Origin of the sequence: Pantoea sp. F_5 (assembly GCF_008631595.1) — a bacterium.
Classification (GTDB): Bacteria; Pseudomonadota; Gammaproteobacteria; order Enterobacterales; family Enterobacteriaceae; genus Pantoea; species Pantoea gossypiicola.
This window is the reverse complement of record NZ_VWUO01000011.1, coordinates 37,512-52,887: the sequence shown is the minus strand read 5'-3', so window position 1 is coordinate 52,887 and position 15,376 is coordinate 37,512. Positions and strand designations below refer to the sequence as shown.

Annotated in this window: 17 protein-coding genes; 11 read left to right on the top strand and 6 right to left on the bottom strand. The window is 56.2% G+C overall.

The genetic code is table 11. The features are described 5' to 3' along the window. Nucleotides 1-489: 489 nt before the first annotated feature. The 3 genes from F3I44_RS15530 to F3I44_RS15520 all read right to left on the bottom strand — a co-directional run bounded on the left by F3I44_RS15530 (nucleotide 490) and on the right by F3I44_RS15520 (nucleotide 3,349). Nucleotides 490-1,746: a histidine-type phosphatase gene (locus F3I44_RS15530; RefSeq protein WP_150013113.1), complete on the bottom strand. Its 1,257-nt coding sequence runs from the start codon at nucleotides 1,744-1,746 to the stop codon at nucleotides 490-492. Further along, nucleotides 1,747-2,559: an inositol monophosphatase gene (locus tag F3I44_RS15525; RefSeq protein ID WP_150019477.1), complete on the bottom strand. Its 813-nt coding sequence runs from the start codon at nucleotides 2,557-2,559 to the stop codon at nucleotides 1,747-1,749. It abuts the gene before it with no gap. 208 nt (nucleotides 2,560-2,767) lie between these two features. Beyond that, complete coding sequence (locus F3I44_RS15520) at nucleotides 2,768-3,349, bottom strand: ACP phosphodiesterase (protein ID WP_150013117.1); 582 nt, start codon at nucleotides 3,347-3,349, stop codon at nucleotides 2,768-2,770. A gap of 103 nt (nucleotides 3,350-3,452) precedes the next feature. Here F3I44_RS15520 and queA point away from each other — a divergent pair, with 103 nt between their 5' ends. From queA to secF, 5 genes are all read left to right on the top strand, one after another. Then, the gene (gene queA, locus F3I44_RS15515; RefSeq protein WP_033731738.1) at nucleotides 3,453-4,523 is read left to right on the top strand and encodes a tRNA preQ1(34) S-adenosylmethionine ribosyltransferase-isomerase QueA; all 1,071 of its coding nucleotides are present in this window, start codon (nucleotides 3,453-3,455) and stop codon (nucleotides 4,521-4,523) included. 79 nt (nucleotides 4,524-4,602) lie between these two features. Then, nucleotides 4,603-5,751, top strand: coding sequence for a tRNA guanosine(34) transglycosylase Tgt (gene tgt / locus F3I44_RS15510; RefSeq protein ID WP_033731739.1), 1,149 nt, complete (start codon nucleotides 4,603-4,605; stop codon nucleotides 5,749-5,751). After that, nucleotides 5,751-6,083 (top strand): preprotein translocase subunit YajC, encoded by a 333-nt coding sequence (gene yajC, locus F3I44_RS15505; RefSeq protein WP_009091760.1) that lies wholly within the window; start codon nucleotides 5,751-5,753, stop codon nucleotides 6,081-6,083. The genes tgt and yajC overlap by 1 nt, the downstream gene beginning before the upstream one ends. 25 nt (nucleotides 6,084-6,108) lie before the next feature. Continuing rightward, complete coding sequence (gene secD / locus F3I44_RS15500) at nucleotides 6,109-7,956, top strand: protein translocase subunit SecD (protein ID WP_150013119.1); 1,848 nt, start codon at nucleotides 6,109-6,111, stop codon at nucleotides 7,954-7,956. 10 nt (nucleotides 7,957-7,966) lie between these two features. Further along, nucleotides 7,967-8,935 carry a protein translocase subunit SecF gene (gene secF / locus F3I44_RS15495; RefSeq protein ID WP_150013121.1) on the top strand — a complete coding sequence of 323 codons (969 nt, stop codon included), beginning with the start codon at nucleotides 7,967-7,969 and terminating at the stop codon, nucleotides 8,933-8,935. 59 nt (nucleotides 8,936-8,994) lie between these two features. Here the strand turns inward: secF and F3I44_RS15490 are convergent, their stop codons facing one another. Both F3I44_RS15490 and lysM read right to left on the bottom strand, forming a co-directional pair. Continuing rightward, on the bottom strand, nucleotides 8,995-9,573 hold the full coding sequence (locus F3I44_RS15490) for a DUF3251 domain-containing protein (protein ID WP_150013123.1): 579 nt from the start codon (nucleotides 9,571-9,573) through the stop codon (nucleotides 8,995-8,997). A 16-nt stretch (nucleotides 9,574-9,589) separates the two neighbouring features. After that, a complete protein-coding gene (gene lysM / locus F3I44_RS15485) occupies nucleotides 9,590-10,027 on the bottom strand; it encodes a peptidoglycan-binding protein LysM (RefSeq protein ID WP_150013125.1) in 438 nt (145 codons plus the stop codon). A gap of 185 nt (nucleotides 10,028-10,212) precedes the next feature. On the opposite strand from lysM, the gene nrdR reads away from it, so the two are divergent. The 6 genes from nrdR (at nucleotide 10,213) to pgpA (ending at nucleotide 14,283) form a co-directional block, all read left to right on the top strand. After that, nucleotides 10,213-10,662 carry a transcriptional regulator NrdR gene (gene nrdR / locus F3I44_RS15480; RefSeq protein WP_009091750.1) on the top strand — a complete coding sequence of 150 codons (450 nt, stop codon included), beginning with the start codon at nucleotides 10,213-10,215 and terminating at the stop codon, nucleotides 10,660-10,662. 3 nt (nucleotides 10,663-10,665) lie between these two features. Continuing rightward, nucleotides 10,666-11,766: a bifunctional diaminohydroxyphosphoribosylaminopyrimidine deaminase/5-amino-6-(5-phosphoribosylamino)uracil reductase RibD gene (gene ribD / locus F3I44_RS15475; RefSeq protein WP_150013127.1), complete on the top strand. Its 1,101-nt coding sequence runs from the start codon at nucleotides 10,666-10,668 to the stop codon at nucleotides 11,764-11,766. 90 nt (nucleotides 11,767-11,856) lie between these two features. Then, nucleotides 11,857-12,327: a 6,7-dimethyl-8-ribityllumazine synthase gene (gene ribE / locus F3I44_RS15470; RefSeq protein ID WP_013356975.1), complete on the top strand. Its 471-nt coding sequence runs from the start codon at nucleotides 11,857-11,859 to the stop codon at nucleotides 12,325-12,327. 19 nt (nucleotides 12,328-12,346) lie between these two features. After that, nucleotides 12,347-12,766, top strand: a complete 420-nt coding sequence (gene nusB, locus F3I44_RS15465; protein ID WP_009091744.1) for a transcription antitermination factor NusB — start codon at nucleotides 12,347-12,349, stop codon at nucleotides 12,764-12,766. A 55-nt stretch (nucleotides 12,767-12,821) separates the two neighbouring features. Continuing rightward, nucleotides 12,822-13,799, top strand: a complete 978-nt coding sequence (gene thiL, locus F3I44_RS15460; protein ID WP_150019476.1) for a thiamine-phosphate kinase — start codon at nucleotides 12,822-12,824, stop codon at nucleotides 13,797-13,799. Continuing rightward, the gene (gene pgpA, locus F3I44_RS15455) at nucleotides 13,744-14,283 is read left to right on the top strand and encodes a phosphatidylglycerophosphatase A (RefSeq protein WP_013356978.1); all 540 of its coding nucleotides are present in this window, start codon (nucleotides 13,744-13,746) and stop codon (nucleotides 14,281-14,283) included. The genes thiL and pgpA overlap by 56 nt, the downstream gene beginning before the upstream one ends. 58 nt (nucleotides 14,284-14,341) lie before the next feature. Here the strand turns inward: pgpA and F3I44_RS15450 are convergent, their stop codons facing one another. Next, nucleotides 14,342-15,316 (bottom strand): aldo/keto reductase, encoded by a 975-nt coding sequence (locus F3I44_RS15450; RefSeq protein ID WP_150013131.1) that lies wholly within the window; start codon nucleotides 15,314-15,316, stop codon nucleotides 14,342-14,344. Nucleotides 15,317-15,376 lie beyond the last annotated feature (60 nt).

Genomic DNA, 15,376 nt, shown 5'->3' with positions numbered 1-15,376 from the left:
GCAGAACCCGCCATTTTCCTCTTTTATTTTCTCATATCGCTGCTTATTTTTGTGATCTGCGCCAAAACGCTGACTTCTTTTATTACGCGTTAAGCCACTGTCAGCGAAATAAGACTCTGCGCGCGTTTATTACGGCGCATGTATCCCGAAAACATTATTTAAACGGGCAGTGAATATCGCTGAAGGTTACAGGCGGGCAAAGGTGTTAATGGTGCTTCATGCGCAGGAACGTGCGGCTATACGGGCACAGCGTACTAAAGAAGCCGAGAGGCGAAAATAAAAAACGGCGAAACCAGTCGCCGAAATACGCAAGAATTACAGGAAAATAGATAATAAAGGGATGATTGACAGGACTATCGTAAATGAAAATGCGTGGCGCTGATAGTCAGGTTAATTAAATAAGAAAAGGTCGGAGTGACGTTAATTAACAGCGGTTAACATTATTAAGGCCGCATTGCGGCTGCGGCCTTAATTTGATTAGCGACAGACTCAGGGCAATATAACCGAAACCGGCAGTACAGCGCTGTTATCCAGGTTTTTCCGGAGCTGAGTCAGTGTGGATTGATAAGGGCAGAGCAGGCCGACATCGGTAACTCTGCAGTCAGGCTGATGCCATTCCTGGTGTAATAACGGATGTTTATCATCAATCGGTTGCAGCTGACGGAGTCCATCCAGACTCTGCGCCTGAAAATAGAGCCTTAAAAAACGCTCGCCGCTGCGCGTGTCGCGCCAGCGCTCCAGCACCAGACTGCTGCCCGGCGGAATGTTACCGCGAGAATAGCCGGGTAACTGCCAGTTAAAGTCCATCAGGGTGCGCACCATCGCAATGTTGGTGTCATGCGCGACGAAAATCAGCCAGCGACCCGGCGAGCTATCGGCAGCGATCGCCTCCAGCATCGTGTTGAGCAGTATCGAGCCACGGCGTTGCGCCAGGTAGAATAGGTCGTTGCTGAGATCGTAGTTGGCGGTCAGCAGCGGTAGCAGGGAGGTGATCTGCGCGGCCGAGGTGATATGGCCCCAGGCGAGCTGATCGAAAGGCAGGTTTTCGCTGTAGCCCAGTCGCAGCGTCTCAACCATGCTCGCCATCACGCTCAGCCCGTAAACGTAACTATTCCCGTTGCGGGTTTGCCGGAACGTCCAGGGCGCATCAAACAGGGGACAATCCGTTGCGGGGGGACAGACGGCGGCTTTCAGTTGCTGAATCGCCGGCTGCAGTTGCTGTTGCAGGTGTGCCAGATCGCCCGCTTTCTGCTGTTTAGCAGCCCGTTCCTGCGCGGGATCGGGCCGGGTGACCGTCAGCTTTTCACTCTGAAACAGGGGATCAACATCGCCCGCGACGTGATGCACGGTTACGCCGCAGCCGGGAAACGCGCCGTCCATCAGCGCCGCAGCCGTGGCACGGGTGCGCTGCAACGGACTGGCGCGCACGTAAACCTGATCGGCATCCGGACAGCCCGTGCCCAGCAGGCCGAGCTGGCGATAGTGCTCGCCTTCCCAGCGTCCTTTATTCACCACGGCACTGTAGCCATGACCCGTCAGCTCGCCATCGGCAGTGGTCCACTGTGTCCAGGGTTGCTGGCTGGCGGCTTCAATCTCTTTACGATTGCCTGGCGTGGGTGGACGTACGCCGTGACGGCTCAGTTCAACCACTTTCTCCAGCTGGTAATCCGCCGCCTGTGATGCCGGGCTTAACAGCCAGAGAGAACCGAGCATCAGCGCACAGCGGCACAGGGTTGGCAGCGTCATTTACTCTTCCAGTGCGCCGTTGCCGGTCAGCGCTTTAATTTTTGGATACAGGGCCGCATTGGCCAGCAACACCGGGTTACCGTTTTTCAGGCCTTCATTACGCAAATAATCATTGGTGACGCCGCCTGCTTCGCGCATAAGAACGATGCCCGGCAGACTATCCCACGGATGCATATGCGCTTCGTAGTAACCAATCAGCCGACCGGCTGCCGCCCAGGCGCTGGTCAGCGCACCCGAACCGATGCGAATAAACATACCACCCTGTTCAATTAAGCCGCCGATCAGGCGTGAGACGCTTTCGCCCGGCGTCCGGCTGGAGTTACTGATGCCAAGTAATCCCTCATTGAGATGCGCTGCGTCATGAACCTGCAGGCGACTTTCATTCAGCCATGCTCCCTGGCCTGCCCGTGCGTGGAACAGCTCCTGATGATTGGGATCGCAGACTACACCGATCACCGGTTCGCCTTCGCAGAGCACCGCCAGCGAAACGCACCAGTTAGGCAGGCCGTTGACGAAACAGGCGGTGCCATCGATTGGATCGACAACCCAGATAAAGGGCGCGCCCTCAACCTCGCCGCCGCTTTCTTCGCCATAGACGCTATCCTCAGGAAAACGTTCAGCAATTAAGGTCTTAATTAATGCCTCAACGTTACGATCAGCCTCGCTGACCACGTCCTGCAAATCCCTTTTGTGTTCCACTACCAGTGTCTGACGCTGCTGATACCATGATAAGGCCCGGCTGCCCGCCGCACGGGCGATGTCGCAGGCGTAACGGTAACGCGCGTCTATTTCAGAATGCGAAGCGGATGACATCTTTTCCTCTTATGATTTTTTTGCCATAACGAACGGAAGGCGCGCCTGAACAGGCGGTCTGGCTGTGAAATTGACTTCACTATTGTTAAGAAAGGCTTCATTAAGCCGCAGATAAGCAGCAATGGCAAGATGGTGCTGAGCCGGGTGGCCGGCTTTTTTCATCAGGTAAAAGCGCGTGTCCGTCAGCCCGGCAGCAGAGGATCGGGTTTTAGAGGGTTCTGCTGGTCGCCAGCGCCATTAAACGCGGATAAAAAACAAAAAACAGCGCTTCCAGCTGATCATAATGTTGCGTGAAATCGTGGTAAGAGTCGCGCAGTGCCGCCAGTCGTGGACGGCGGCTGGCCATGCCGTGCAGCACCCGCTCCAGCCGCGCAGGCTGGGCATAATGCTCAAACCACCGCTCGCGCCACATCACCGCGTTGAGTGCCTGAAATTCAGGAGGCGTGTCGGCCAGCTGCGGCAGGATTTCGCGCTGGGCGGTGGCAGAAAACTGCACCAGCGTCTGGTCGGGCGTAAATTGCTGCCAGTGGCGGGCCAGAAAATGGTCCCAGATGACGTCCAGCGTAATCGGGGCCACACGATAGGTTTCCGCACGAAACAGCTGACGGGCGCTGCGCACTTCCGGCAGCGCATCGGTCATCACATCCAGGCGACGATGCATCAGAATGCCGTCTGCGACAGGCGCGGACCAGTGCTGGTGCGGGTTGCCACGCACAAAATCGGCCATTAAATTGCCGAGTAAGGAGCTGTCGGCCAGCTTAGCCAGATGGAGATGAGCAAGGAAGTTCATGCCGCATTATAGGCAGAACTGCCTTTGCGCAGCCAGTTGTTCAGAATTGGTCGGTTTTCCGCTAAACTGTGCCGCCTGTTTTTGCCTGAGAAAGAACATTTCAATGCGTGTCGCCGATTTTGCTTTTGAACTGCCCGAATCCCTGATTGCTCACTATCCCCAGGCGCAGCGCAGCGGCTGTCGTCTGCTGTCGCTCGACGGTCCCAGTGGTGCGCTGTCGCACGGTGTTTTCACCGACGTGCTGGATAAGCTGAATCCAGGCGATCTGCTGGTGTTCAACAACACCCGTGTGATTCCGGCGCGCGTCTTTGGCCGTAAAGCCAGCGGCGGCAAAATCGAGATGCTGGTGGAGCGGATGCTCGACGACAAGCGCGTGCTGGCGCATGTGCGCGCTTCAAAAGCGCCGAAGCCGGGTGCAGAACTGCTGCTGGGCGAAGATGAGAGCGTGAAAGCGACCATGGTGGCACGCCACGATGCCCTGTTTGAGATCGCGTTTGATGATGAGCGTGCTGTGCTCGACATCCTCAACAGCGTCGGCCACATGCCTCTGCCGCCTTATATCGACCGTCCGGATGAAGAGGCGGATCGCGAGCTTTACCAGACGGTTTACAGTGCCCGTCCGGGTGCCGTCGCGGCCCCGACCGCCGGTCTGCACTTCGATGAACCGCTGCTGCAGGCGCTGAAAGAGAAGGGCATTGAGATGGCCTTTGTGACGCTGCATGTAGGTGCAGGCACCTTCCAGCCGGTACGTGTCGAAACCATCGAAGAGCATCACATGCACGCGGAGTATGCCGAAGTGCCGCAGGAGGTTGTCGACGCGGTACTGGCCTGTAAAGCGCGTGGCAACAAGGTGGTTGCTGTTGGCACCACTTCCGTTCGTTCACTGGAGAGCGCCGCCAAAGCGAGTCAGGATGCCCTGATTGCGCCGTTCTTCGACGATACCCAGATTTTCATCTATCCGGGCTATGAGTATCAGGTGATCGATGCACTGATTACCAATTTCCATCTGCCTGAATCAACACTGATTATGCTGGTCTCGGCGTTTGCCGGTTATCAGCACACCATGGCCGCGTATCGCGCAGCCGTGGCTGAGCAATATCGTTTCTTCAGTTATGGAGACGCGATGTTTATCAGCAAAAATCCGCAGGCGCCGCTGGAAAAAGTGGGCGACTGATTTATTAACCGATAGCCGGAATCGCCTGTCATGCGACTGAAGGTTATCTGCATCGGACTGTTTCTCCGATGGAGGCTTTGTGAAATTTGAACTTGATACCACAGACGGACGCGCACGCCGTGGCCGTCTGATTTTTGATCGCGGCGTGGTGGAAACCCCGGCGTTTATGCCCGTTGGCACCTACGGCACCGTGAAAGGCATGACGCCGGAAGAAGTGCAGGAAACCGGCGCGCAGATTATTCTGGGCAATACCTTCCACCTCTGGCTGCGTCCCGGCCAGGAGATCATGAAACTGCATGGCGATCTGCATGACTTTATGCAGTGGAAAGGGCCGATTCTGACCGATTCCGGCGGCTTCCAGGTCTTCAGCCTGGGTGACATCCGTAAAATCACCGAAGCGGGCGTCCATTTCCGTAACCCGATCAATGGCGACCCGATCTTCCTCGATCCGGAAAAATCGATGGAGATCCAGTATGACCTGGGTTCCGACATCGTGATGATTTTCGATGAATGCACACCCTATCCGGCGGACTGGGACTACGCTAAACGCTCTATGGAGATGTCGCTGCGCTGGGCGCGACGCAGTCGTGACCGTTTCGACAGCCTGGGTAATAAAAATGCCTTATTTGGCATTATTCAGGGCTCGGTTTACGAAGATTTACGAGATGTCTCGGTGAAAGGTCTGGTAGAGATTGGCTTTGATGGGTACGCTGTGGGCGGCCTGGCGGTGGGTGAGCCTAAGCAGGACATGCACCGTATTCTTGAGCATGTCTGTCCGCAGCTTCCGCAGGATAAACCGCGTTATCTGATGGGTGTCGGGAAGCCAGAAGATCTGGTTGAAGGCGTCCGTCGCGGCGTCGATATGTTTGACTGCGTGATGCCAACCCGTAATGCGCGAAATGGTCATCTGTTTGTAACCGAAGGTGTGGTGAAGATTCGCAACGCCCGCTACAAAGATGACACTGCACCGCTGGATGCGGAGTGTGATTGTTACACCTGTCGCAATTATAGCCGTGCCTACTTGTATCATCTCGACCGTTGTAACGAAATACTGGGCGCGCGTCTGAATACTATCCACAATTTGCGCTACTACCAGCGTCTGATGGCAGGTTTACGCCAGGCCATCGAAGAGGGTAAATTAGAGCGCTTTGTAACTGAGTTTTACCAACGGACGGGCAAAGAAGTTCCGCCATTAACGTCTGATAATTCATCAATGAGGGAAATTTAATGAGCTTATTCATTTCTGACGCCGTGGCCGCAGCAGGCGCTCCGTCTCAGGGAAGTCCGTATTCTCTGGTGATCATGCTGGTGGTGTTTGGTCTGATTTTCTATTTCATGATCCTGCGTCCGCAGCAGAAACGTGCGAAAGAGCACAAGAAGCTGATGGATTCCATCTCAAAGGGCGATGAAGTGTTGACCAGCGGTGGCCTGGTCGGTCGCGTCACAAAAGTCTCTGACACGGGCTACGTCGCTATCGCGCTGAATGACACCAATGAAGTCGTCATTAAACGTGATTTTGTCGCTGCCGTGCTGCCAAAAGGCACTATCAAGGCGCTGTAATTCTTTCTTCCCTAAGGGAACTGCCGTGTTAAACCGTTATCCTTTGTGGAAGTATGTGATGCTGGTCGTCGTGATTCTCGTCGGCCTGCTCTATGCGCTTCCCAACCTCTATGGTGAGGATCCGGCCGTTCAAATCACTGGTGCGCGCGGAAGCGCCGCCAGTGAGCAGACGCTGGATCAGATTCAGTCCGCATTAAAACAGGACAATATCCAGAGCAAATCTGTTGCGCTGGAAAATGGTGCGATTACCGCGCGCTTCGCCAATACGGATGTGCAGTTACGCGCCCGTGAAGCGATCATGAAAGCGCTGGGTGAAGACTACGTCGTGGCGCTCAACCTCGCGCCTGCCACGCCGCGCTGGCTGACCATGCTGTCAGCAGAACCGATGAAACTCGGTCTCGATCTGCGTGGTGGCGTGCACTTCCTGATGGAAGTGGACATGGACACCGCACTCAGCAAACTGCAGGAGCAGAATGCTGATACGCTGCGTAGCGACCTGCGCGCCAAAAATATCCCCTATACCAACGTCAATAAAATCGCGAACTACGGCGTGGAAATTCGTTTCCGTGACGCCGCCAGTCGTGATGCCGCGATCTCCTGGCTGAGTTCCCGTCATCAGGATCTGGTTATCAACAGCAGCGGCAGCGATGCACTGCGTGCCACCATGAGCGATGCCCGTCTCAGCGAAGCGCGTGAATATGCGGTTCAGCAGAACATCACGATTCTGCGTAACCGTGTGAACCAGCTGGGCGTGGCGGAACCACTTGTTCAGCGTCAGGGGGCCGATCGTATTGTGGTTGAGCTGCCGGGTATTCAGGATACGGCGCGCGCCAAAGAGATTCTGGGTGCCACCGCAACGCTGGAATTCCGTCTGGTAAACACCACCGTGGATCCTACTGCTGCGGCCAGTGGCCGGGTGCCGGGTGACTCCGAAGTCAAAAAGATGCGTGACGGCCAGCCCGTCGTGCTCTACAAGCGGGTGATTCTGACCGGTGACCATATCACTGACTCGACCTCCAGCATGGATGAGTACAACCAGCCCCAGGTGAACATTTCACTGGATGGCGCAGGCGGTAACATCATGTCCAACTTCACCAAGGACAACATCGGCAAGCCGATGGCGACCCTGTTTGTGGAGTACAAGGACAGCGGTAAGAAAGATGCTAATGGCCGTTCCATTCTGGTGAAACAGGAAGAGGTGATTAACGTCGCTAATATCCAGTCTCGCCTGGGGAACAGCTTCCGCATCACCGGTATCAACAACCCGAACGAAGCGCGTCAGCTGTCGCTGCTGCTGCGTGCCGGTGCGTTGATTGCGCCCATCCAGATTGTGGAAGAGCGGACTATCGGGCCGACCATGGGTCAGCAGAACATTACTCAGGGTCTGGAAGCCTGCCTGTGGGGTCTGCTTGCGTCGATCCTGTTTATGGTGGTGTTCTATAAGAAGTTTGGTCTGATTGCGACGAGTGCGCTGCTGGTTAACCTGGTGCTCATTGTCGGCATCATGTCCCTGCTGCCTGGCGCGACCCTGACCATGCCGGGTATTGCCGGTATCGTGTTAACCCTGGCGGTGGCAGTTGATGCCAACGTACTGATTAACGAACGTATTAAAGAAGAGTTGCGAAACGGGCGCTCGGTTCAGCAGGCAATTCATGAAGGCTACAAAGGCGCCTTCTCCAGTATTGTCGATGCGAACGTGACAACCCTGATCAAAGTTATCATTCTTTACGCGGTCGGCACCGGTTCGATTAAAGGCTTTGCGATTACCACCGCAATTGGTATCGCGACCTCAATGTTCACCGCGATTATCGGTACCCGTGCCATTGTTAACCTGGTTTACGGTGGCAAACGCATCAACAAGCTGTCTATCTGAGGAGTGCGTTGTGGCACAGGAATATAACATTGAGCAGTTAAACCATGGGCGTAAAGTCGTCGACTTTATGCGCTGGGATAAGCTGGCCTTCATCATTTCGGGACTGCTGATTGTGGCCGCGATTGCGATCGTGGGCGTGCGTGGTTTTAACTGGGGCCTCGATTTCACCGGTGGTACGGTGATTGAGATCGCGCTGGAGAAACCGGCCGACCTCGACACGCTGCGCAGCGAACTGGTGAAAGCGGGCTTTGACGAGCCGCTGGTGCAGAACTTTGGCAGCAGCCGCGACGTGATGGTGCGTATGGCACCGGTTACCGGCCCGGCAGGTACCGAGTTAGGCAATAAAGTGGTGTCGGTGATCAACCAGACCACGCAGCAAAACGCGACCGTTAAACGCATTGAGTTCGTTGGCCCGAGTGTGGGTAGCGACCTGGCGCAGGCGGGTGCGATGGCGCTGTTGTCTGCACTGATTGCGATTCTGATCTATATCGGTTTCCGCTTTGAGTGGCGTCTTGCACTGGGTACCGTGCTGGCGCTGGCGCATGACGTGATCATCACCTGCGGTCTGCTGGCGCTGTTCCGCATTGAAATCGACCTGACGATTGTTGCCTCACTGATGTCGGTGATTGGCTACTCGCTTAACGATAAAATCGTGGTCTCTGACCGTATTCGTGAAAACTTCCGCAAGATCCGTCGCGGCAGCGCTTACGATATTACCAACGTGTCCCTGACCCAGACGTTAAGCCGTACCCTGATTACCTCGCTGACGACGCTGGCGATGATCCTCATCCTGTTCATCTTTGGTGGTGCGCTGCTGAAAGGCTTCTCACTGACCATGTTGATTGGTGTGACGATTGGTACGATTTCATCTATTTATGTCTCTTCGGCGCTGGCGCTGAAGCTGGGCATGAAGCGTGAACATATGCTGGTGCAGAAGGTTGAGAAAGAGGGCGCCGATCAGCCTTCTATCCTGCCTTAATCACGCGTCAGAAATAAAAACGGGCAGCCTTTTGGCTGCCCGTTTTTTTTGCACCACGGCTAAGGGTTAGCGGATGCCGCAGGGGAGGTCTGGGACGGGGTGTCAGCGGACACGTTATGCACACGAACATAACCCAGTTGCTCCGGGGTCAGGCCGCTGAGTCGAAGCGGGATACTCGCCGAATGCTGCGGCAGCAGTGAGTCAGGCACCGCAACCGTCTGAGTCAGACTATCACTGCTCAGTGGTTTACCGGTCTCCGGATCGAGTTCACCCCAGATCACCGTTGCGTGCAGGGCGGGCAAAGGCCGATCGTCCATTGAACGCACCGTCAGGGTTGCCCGCGAGCCGCTGGCTTCTGCAGTGACAGGGGAGAGCGTCAGTCGCAGCGTGCCGAGCTGAGTCTGCAACGCTACCGGCGTGTTCGCCTGTGGCACCAGCCAGGCACCTTGCTGCAACTGGCTGTTGAGCTGCCCCTGAATTTCCAGTGCGCTGGCCTGCGTGGTCAGATGCTGCATCTGCTGATTAAGCTGACTCACTTCCTGATGCAACTCTCTGACCTGCGGATTGCTGGCCGTGCTGCTGCAGCCGCTCAGCGTCACCAAAGAGAGCGCCACCGGAACCCAAACCATCCTGCTCATAAGTTATCCTTGTCCGTTATTTTGGAATACGTAAAACCTGGCCAGGATAGATTTTATCAGGATGGGTGAGCATTGGCTTATTCGCTTCGAAAATCTTGTTATATTCGTTAGCGTTGCCGTAAACCTGTTTAGAAATAGCGCTCAGCGTGTCGCCTTTCTTCACGGTGTAAAGCTCTGACTCGGCCGCGCTGTCTGTCACGGTAACCTTGTCTTCCACTTTGGTAATGCCTGCCACGTTACCTGCCGCGATCAGAATCTTCTCTTTCAGCTCCTGAGAGAGGCCATCGCCGGTCACCGTGACGGTATCACCATTCACTTTGACATCAACCTTGTCGCTGTCGGGTAATCCGAGTTTGTTGATGTGCTCCTGCAGCTTTTTATTCTGGTCATCACCGCCATGCACGGCATCCCACAATTTTTCACCCGCTTCTTTCACAAAGTTAAACAGACCCATACAACCTCCAATGTGTTAGTGGAAAATTTCAATTGCAGCCCTTAAAGCGTAGTCCCTTTTGCTGCAGGCGAAATTTAGCATCGTTTATCCTGAGAGGTGAATCCTCTGAAAGGCACGAAGAGATTTTGTTGATTCGCAGTTCGCGCTACACTGTCTGACCCATCACTCTCGCGTCAGGAAACGTCATGCATTGCCCATTCTGCTCCGCTGTGGACACCAAAGTGATTGATTCTCGTCTGGTTAGTGAAGGCTCTTCGGTGCGCCGCCGCCGCCAGTGTCTGATGTGTCATGAACGCTTCACCACCTTTGAGGTGGCGGAACTGGTGATGCCCCGCGTGGTGAAAAGCAATGATGTGCGCGAGCCTTTCAATGAAGACAAAATGGCCAGCGGGATGATGAAAGCGCTTGAGAAGCGTCCGGTCAGCGCTGACGCGGTGGAAAGCGCCGTAAACCATATTAAAACGCAGCTGCGCGCCACGGGTGAACGTGAGATCCCCAGTAAGCTGATTGGCAATCTGGTGATGGATGAGCTGAAAAAACTCGATAAGGTGGCCTATATCCGCTTCGCCTCGGTTTACCGCAGCTTTGAAGATATCCGGGATTTTGGCGAAGAGATCGCCCGGTTACAGGATTAAAGGATGGATGAACGCTATATGGCGCGCGCGCTGGAGCTGGCGCGACGCGGCCGTTTTACGACCATGCCGAACCCGAATGTCGGCTGCGTGATTGTGCGCGATGGCGAAGTCGTGGGTGAGGGCTGGCACCAGCGCGCCGGTGAACCGCATGCTGAAGTCCACGCGCTGCGCATGGCTGGTGAGAAAGCGCGTGGCGCAACTGCCTATGTCACGCTTGAACCCTGCAGTCATCATGGCCGCACGCCCCCCTGCTGTGATGCGCTGATCGCCGCCGGTGTGAAGCGGGTCGTGGCCGCCATGCAGGACCCGAATCCGCAGGTCGCGGGTCGCGGGCTGCACCGTCTGCATCAGGCGGGCATTGACGTCAGCCATGGTTTGATGATGCAGGAAGCCGAAGCAGTGAATCGCGGCTTCCTCAAGCGGATGCGCACCGGCTTTCCCTGGATTCAGCTCAAACTTGGCGCGTCGCTGGATGGCCGGACCGCCATGGCCAGCGGCGAAAGTCAGTGGATCACCTCTGAGGCTGCCCGCCGTGATGTGCAGCGTCTGCGGGCGCAAAGCGCCGCCATTCTCAGCAGCAGCGCCACGGTACTGGCGGACGATCCCTCGCTGACAGTGCGATGGTCTGAACTCAATACTGACAGTCAGGCTCTGATTGATGAGCAGCAACTGCGTCAGCCGGTACGTGTGATTATCGACAGCCGGAATCGCGTGACGCCGCAGCATCGGCTCATCTCACAGCCGGGCGAAACCTGGCTGATGCGCCATCAGCCGGATCAGCAGCCCTGGCCCGCCGACGTCACGCAAATCGCCGTTCCGCTGCGCGAACAGCGCCTGGATCTGGTGGCGATGATGATGCTGCTGGGACAGCGACAGATTAACAGCGTCTGGGTTGAAGCCGGTGCCACGCTGGCTGGTGCCCTGTTACAGGCCGGGCTGGTGGATGAACTGATCGTTTATCTGGCACCTAAGCTGTTAGGCCACGAAGGACGCGGCCTGTGTCAGCTGCCGGGGCTCAGCCAGCTGGCTGACGCGCCTGCATTCCGTTTCAGCGATGTCCGGCAGGTCGGTGACGATTTACGTCTGACCCTGACACCGCAATAGCATGCCCGGAAAAGCGAGAGCACGCCGCCTAAGAGTATGATAGAATCCGCCCCCCTGCGCGGGGCCAACCAAACCCCTGAAAGGATAAGTATGAAAGTTATCGAAGCTGCTGTTGCAACGCCTGAGGCCAATGTTGCCATCGTCATCGCGCGTTTTAACAACTTCATTAATGACAGCCTGCTGGATGGCGCAGTTGATGCCCTGAAACGTATCGGCCAGGTCAAAGATGAAAATATCACCGTTGTCTGGGTGCCGGGCGCTTACGAACTGCCGCTGGCAGCACGTGCGCTGGCGAACTCTGGCAAACATGATGCGATTATCGCACTCGGCACCGTTATTCGTGGTGGCACTGCGCACTTCGAATATGTGGCGGGTGAAGCCAGCTCCGGTATCGCCAGCGTTGCCATGAACAGCGACATTCCTGTCGCGTTCGGCGTGCTGACCACTGAAAGCATCGAGCAGGCTATTGAGCGTGCCGGCACCAAAGCGGGTAACAAAGGTGCTGAAGCGGCGCTGACTGCGCTCGAAATGATTAACGTATTGAAAGCCATTAAAGCCTGATTTTTGTAAGGGGAATTTTGTGAAACCTGCTGCTCGTCGTCGCGCCCGTGAGTGCGCTGTTCAGGCGCTTTACTCCTGGCAGTTGTCGAATAATGACATTGCCGATGTGGAATACCAGTTTCTGGCGGAACAGGACGTCAAAGACGTCGACATTACCTATTTCCGCGAACTGCTGTCCGGTGTGGCGACCAACAGTGCGTATCTGGATGGACTGATGAAGCCCTACCTGTCGCGTCAGCTTGAAGAGCTGGGCCAGGTAGAAAAAGCGATCCTGCGCATCTCGCTGTATGAGCTGAGCAAACGTGATGATGTGCCCTATAAAGTGGCCATCAACGAAGGGATTGAGCTGGCGAAAGTCTTCGGTGCCGAAGACAGTCATAAATTTGTTAACGGCGTACTGGATAAAGCCGGGCCACAAATTCGACCCCATCGCAAATAAACAAAAAGGCCGGCTTGCCGGCCTTTTTTCATGAAGAGTCAAGCGGAACGCAATTATGTCTTGTGGTGAATTTGAACTCATCGCACGCTACTTCAACCGCAGAACACGCAGCCGCCGTGATGTCGAACTTGGCATCGGTGACGATTGTGCGTTACTTAGCGTGCCGGAAAAACAGACGCTGGCGATCAGCACCGATACCCTGGTCGCGGGTGTGCACTTCTTACGGGATATCCATCCTGCCGATCTGGGCTACAAAGCTCTGGCTGTGAATCTTAGCGATCTTGCTGCCATGGGTGCCGATCCCGCGTGGCTGACGCTGGCCTTAACGCTACCGCAGGTCGATGAGAGCTGGCTCTCCGCCTTTAGCGAAAGCCTGTTTGAACTGCTGGAATATTACGATATGCAGCTGGTGGGCGGTGACACGACCCGCGGCCCGCTGAGCCTGACGCTGGCGATTCACGGTCTGGTGCCGCAGGGCCGCGCCCTGAAACGCTCCGGTGCGAAGCCGGGCGACTGGATCTACGTGACCGGCACGCTGGGTGACAGCGCGGCGGGTCTGGCGCTGTTGCAGCATCACTGTCGCATCAGCGATCCGGCGGTGCATGAGGCGCTAATTAAACGGCATCTGCGCCCAATGCCGCGCATTCTGCAGGGCCAGGCACTGCGTTCGCTGGCCTCTTCAGCCGTGGACCTTTCCGATGGCTTGATTTCCGATCTCGGCCACGTGCTGAAAGTCAGCGGCTGTGGCGCACGGCTTAACCTGGATGCGTTGCCGCTGTCGGCGGCGCTGCGCGACCATTTCGACCCAGAGCAGGTATTGCGCTGGGCGCTGAGTGGCGGAGAAGATTACGAACTCTGCTTTACCGTGCCGGAAGTGAATCGCGGCGCGCTGGATGTGGCGCTGGGGCATCTGGGCGTGCCTTATACCTGCATCGGACAGATAGCACCGGAATCAGAAGGCTTAACGCTGCTGGATAATGGCAAACCTGCCACATTCCATCATAAAGGGTTTGATCACTTTGATACTAAATAACGACGTGGCGAAGAGCCGTCTGCGGATGAGCAATCCCTGGCATCTGCTGGCCACCGGTTTCGGCAGCGGATTAAGCCCGGTCGTGCCTGGTACCATGGGATCGCTGGCGGCCATCCCGTTCTGGTGGCTGATGACCTTTCTGCCGCAGGATCTCTATTCACTGGTTGTGCTGGTTGGTATCTGCGTCGGTGTCTATCTCTGCCATCGCACCGCCAAAGATATGGGGGTACACGATCACGGCAGTATTGTCTGGGATGAATTTATCGGCATGTGGATTACGCTGATGGCGATTCCGGTCAACAGCTGGCAATGGGTGCTGGGCGGCTTTGTGCTGTTTCGTATTCTGGATATGTGGAAACCCTGGCCGATTCGCTGGTTTGACCGCAACGTGCACGGTGGCATGGGCATTATGGTGGATGACATTATTGCTGGCGTGATTTCTGCGGCGATGCTCTATGGCTTTGGGGTCTGGCTGGCGGGTTAACCGTCGATGCTCAACGCATGATAAGAGGTGACGCCCGGCCAGGGCGTCACATTCTGATTTACTCAAATCCCACCGCCTGATGCGGCTGATAGACCTCTTCCAGCAGGGTAATCTCGTCGTCACTCAGCGTGACATCCACTGCCTTCACCAGATCCTCAAACTGCTCAGCGCGCGATGCACCGATGATCGGTGCCGTGACGGCAGGCTTGCTCAGCAACCAGGCCAGCGCCACCTGCGCCCGCGTTACACCTTTACTTTCCGCCACCTGTGCCAGCCGCTCGGCAATCACGGCATCGTTCTCTTCGGTGTTGTCATAGAGCTTCGCCATCACCTGGTCAGAGGCGGAACGCGCGGTGTTTTCCCCCCACGGGCGGGTCAGCTTACCGCGCGCCAGCGGACTCCAGGGCAGCACGGCGATCTGCTCTTTCAGACAGAGCGGATGCATTTCACGCTCCTCTTCACGCTGAATCAGGTTGTACTGATCCTGCATGCTGACAAAGCGGTGCCAGCCCTGTTCCGACTGCATCTGCAACGCCTGCGCAAACTGACTGGCGTGCATTGACGAGGCACCGATATAGCGGGCTTTGCCAGACTGCACTACGTCATGCAGCGCTTCCAGCGTCTCTTCCAGCGGCGTGTCGTAATCCCAGCGGTGAATCTGCAGCAGGTCGACATACTCCATGTCAAGACGATGCAGGCTGTCATCAATCGATTGCAGGATATTTTTGCGCGACAGTCCCTGTGAGAGATTGGTCAGCGGAAAGTAGACTTTGGTGGCGACCACGATCTCTTCGCGGCGGGCAAACTCTTTCAGGGCCCGGCCCAGGATCTCTTCACTGCTGCCATCGGAGTAGCTGTTGGCGGTATCAAAGAAGTTGATGCCCGCGTTCAGTGCCTGCTGGATCAGCGGACGGCTGCTGGCTTCCGGCAGCGTCCAGGCGTGATTGCCGCGCGTTGGCTCGCCATAGGTCATACAGCCAAGACAGAGACGCGACACCTGCAGATCGGTAGTACCCAGTTGAATCATTTTCATGGTGGAGGTTCCTGCGAAAGTGCAAAGGTTACAGCATAGCAGGATGTTGCGCTCCCCAGG

Coding starts and splice junctions, on each gene's coding strand:
- F3I44_RS15525 (WP_150019477.1), bottom strand. CDS start 2,559: ATGTCATCCGCTTCGCATTCTGAAATAGACGCGCGTTACCGTTACGCC.
- nrdR (WP_009091750.1), top strand. CDS start 10,213: ATGCATTGCCCATTCTGCTCCGCTGTGGACACCAAAGTGATTGATTCT.
- lysM (WP_150013125.1), bottom strand. CDS start 10,027: ATGGGTCTGTTTAACTTTGTGAAAGAAGCGGGTGAAAAATTGTGGGAT.
- F3I44_RS15520 (WP_150013117.1), bottom strand. CDS start 3,349: ATGAACTTCCTTGCTCATCTCCATCTGGCTAAGCTGGCCGACAGCTCC.
- queA (WP_033731738.1), top strand. CDS start 3,453: ATGCGTGTCGCCGATTTTGCTTTTGAACTGCCCGAATCCCTGATTGCT.
- F3I44_RS15450 (WP_150013131.1), bottom strand. CDS start 15,316: ATGAAAATGATTCAACTGGGTACTACCGATCTGCAGGTGTCGCGTCTC.
- ribE (WP_013356975.1), top strand. CDS start 11,857: ATGAAAGTTATCGAAGCTGCTGTTGCAACGCCTGAGGCCAATGTTGCC.
- F3I44_RS15490 (WP_150013123.1), bottom strand. CDS start 9,573: ATGAGCAGGATGGTTTGGGTTCCGGTGGCGCTCTCTTTGGTGACGCTG.
- pgpA (WP_013356978.1), top strand. CDS start 13,744: ATGGCAAACCTGCCACATTCCATCATAAAGGGTTTGATCACTTTGATA.
- F3I44_RS15530 (WP_150013113.1), bottom strand. CDS start 1,746: ATGACGCTGCCAACCCTGTGCCGCTGTGCGCTGATGCTCGGTTCTCTC.
- ribD (WP_150013127.1), top strand. CDS start 10,666: ATGGATGAACGCTATATGGCGCGCGCGCTGGAGCTGGCGCGACGCGGC.
- yajC (WP_009091760.1), top strand. CDS start 5,751: ATGAGCTTATTCATTTCTGACGCCGTGGCCGCAGCAGGCGCTCCGTCT.
- thiL (WP_150019476.1), top strand. CDS start 12,822: ATGTCTTGTGGTGAATTTGAACTCATCGCACGCTACTTCAACCGCAGA.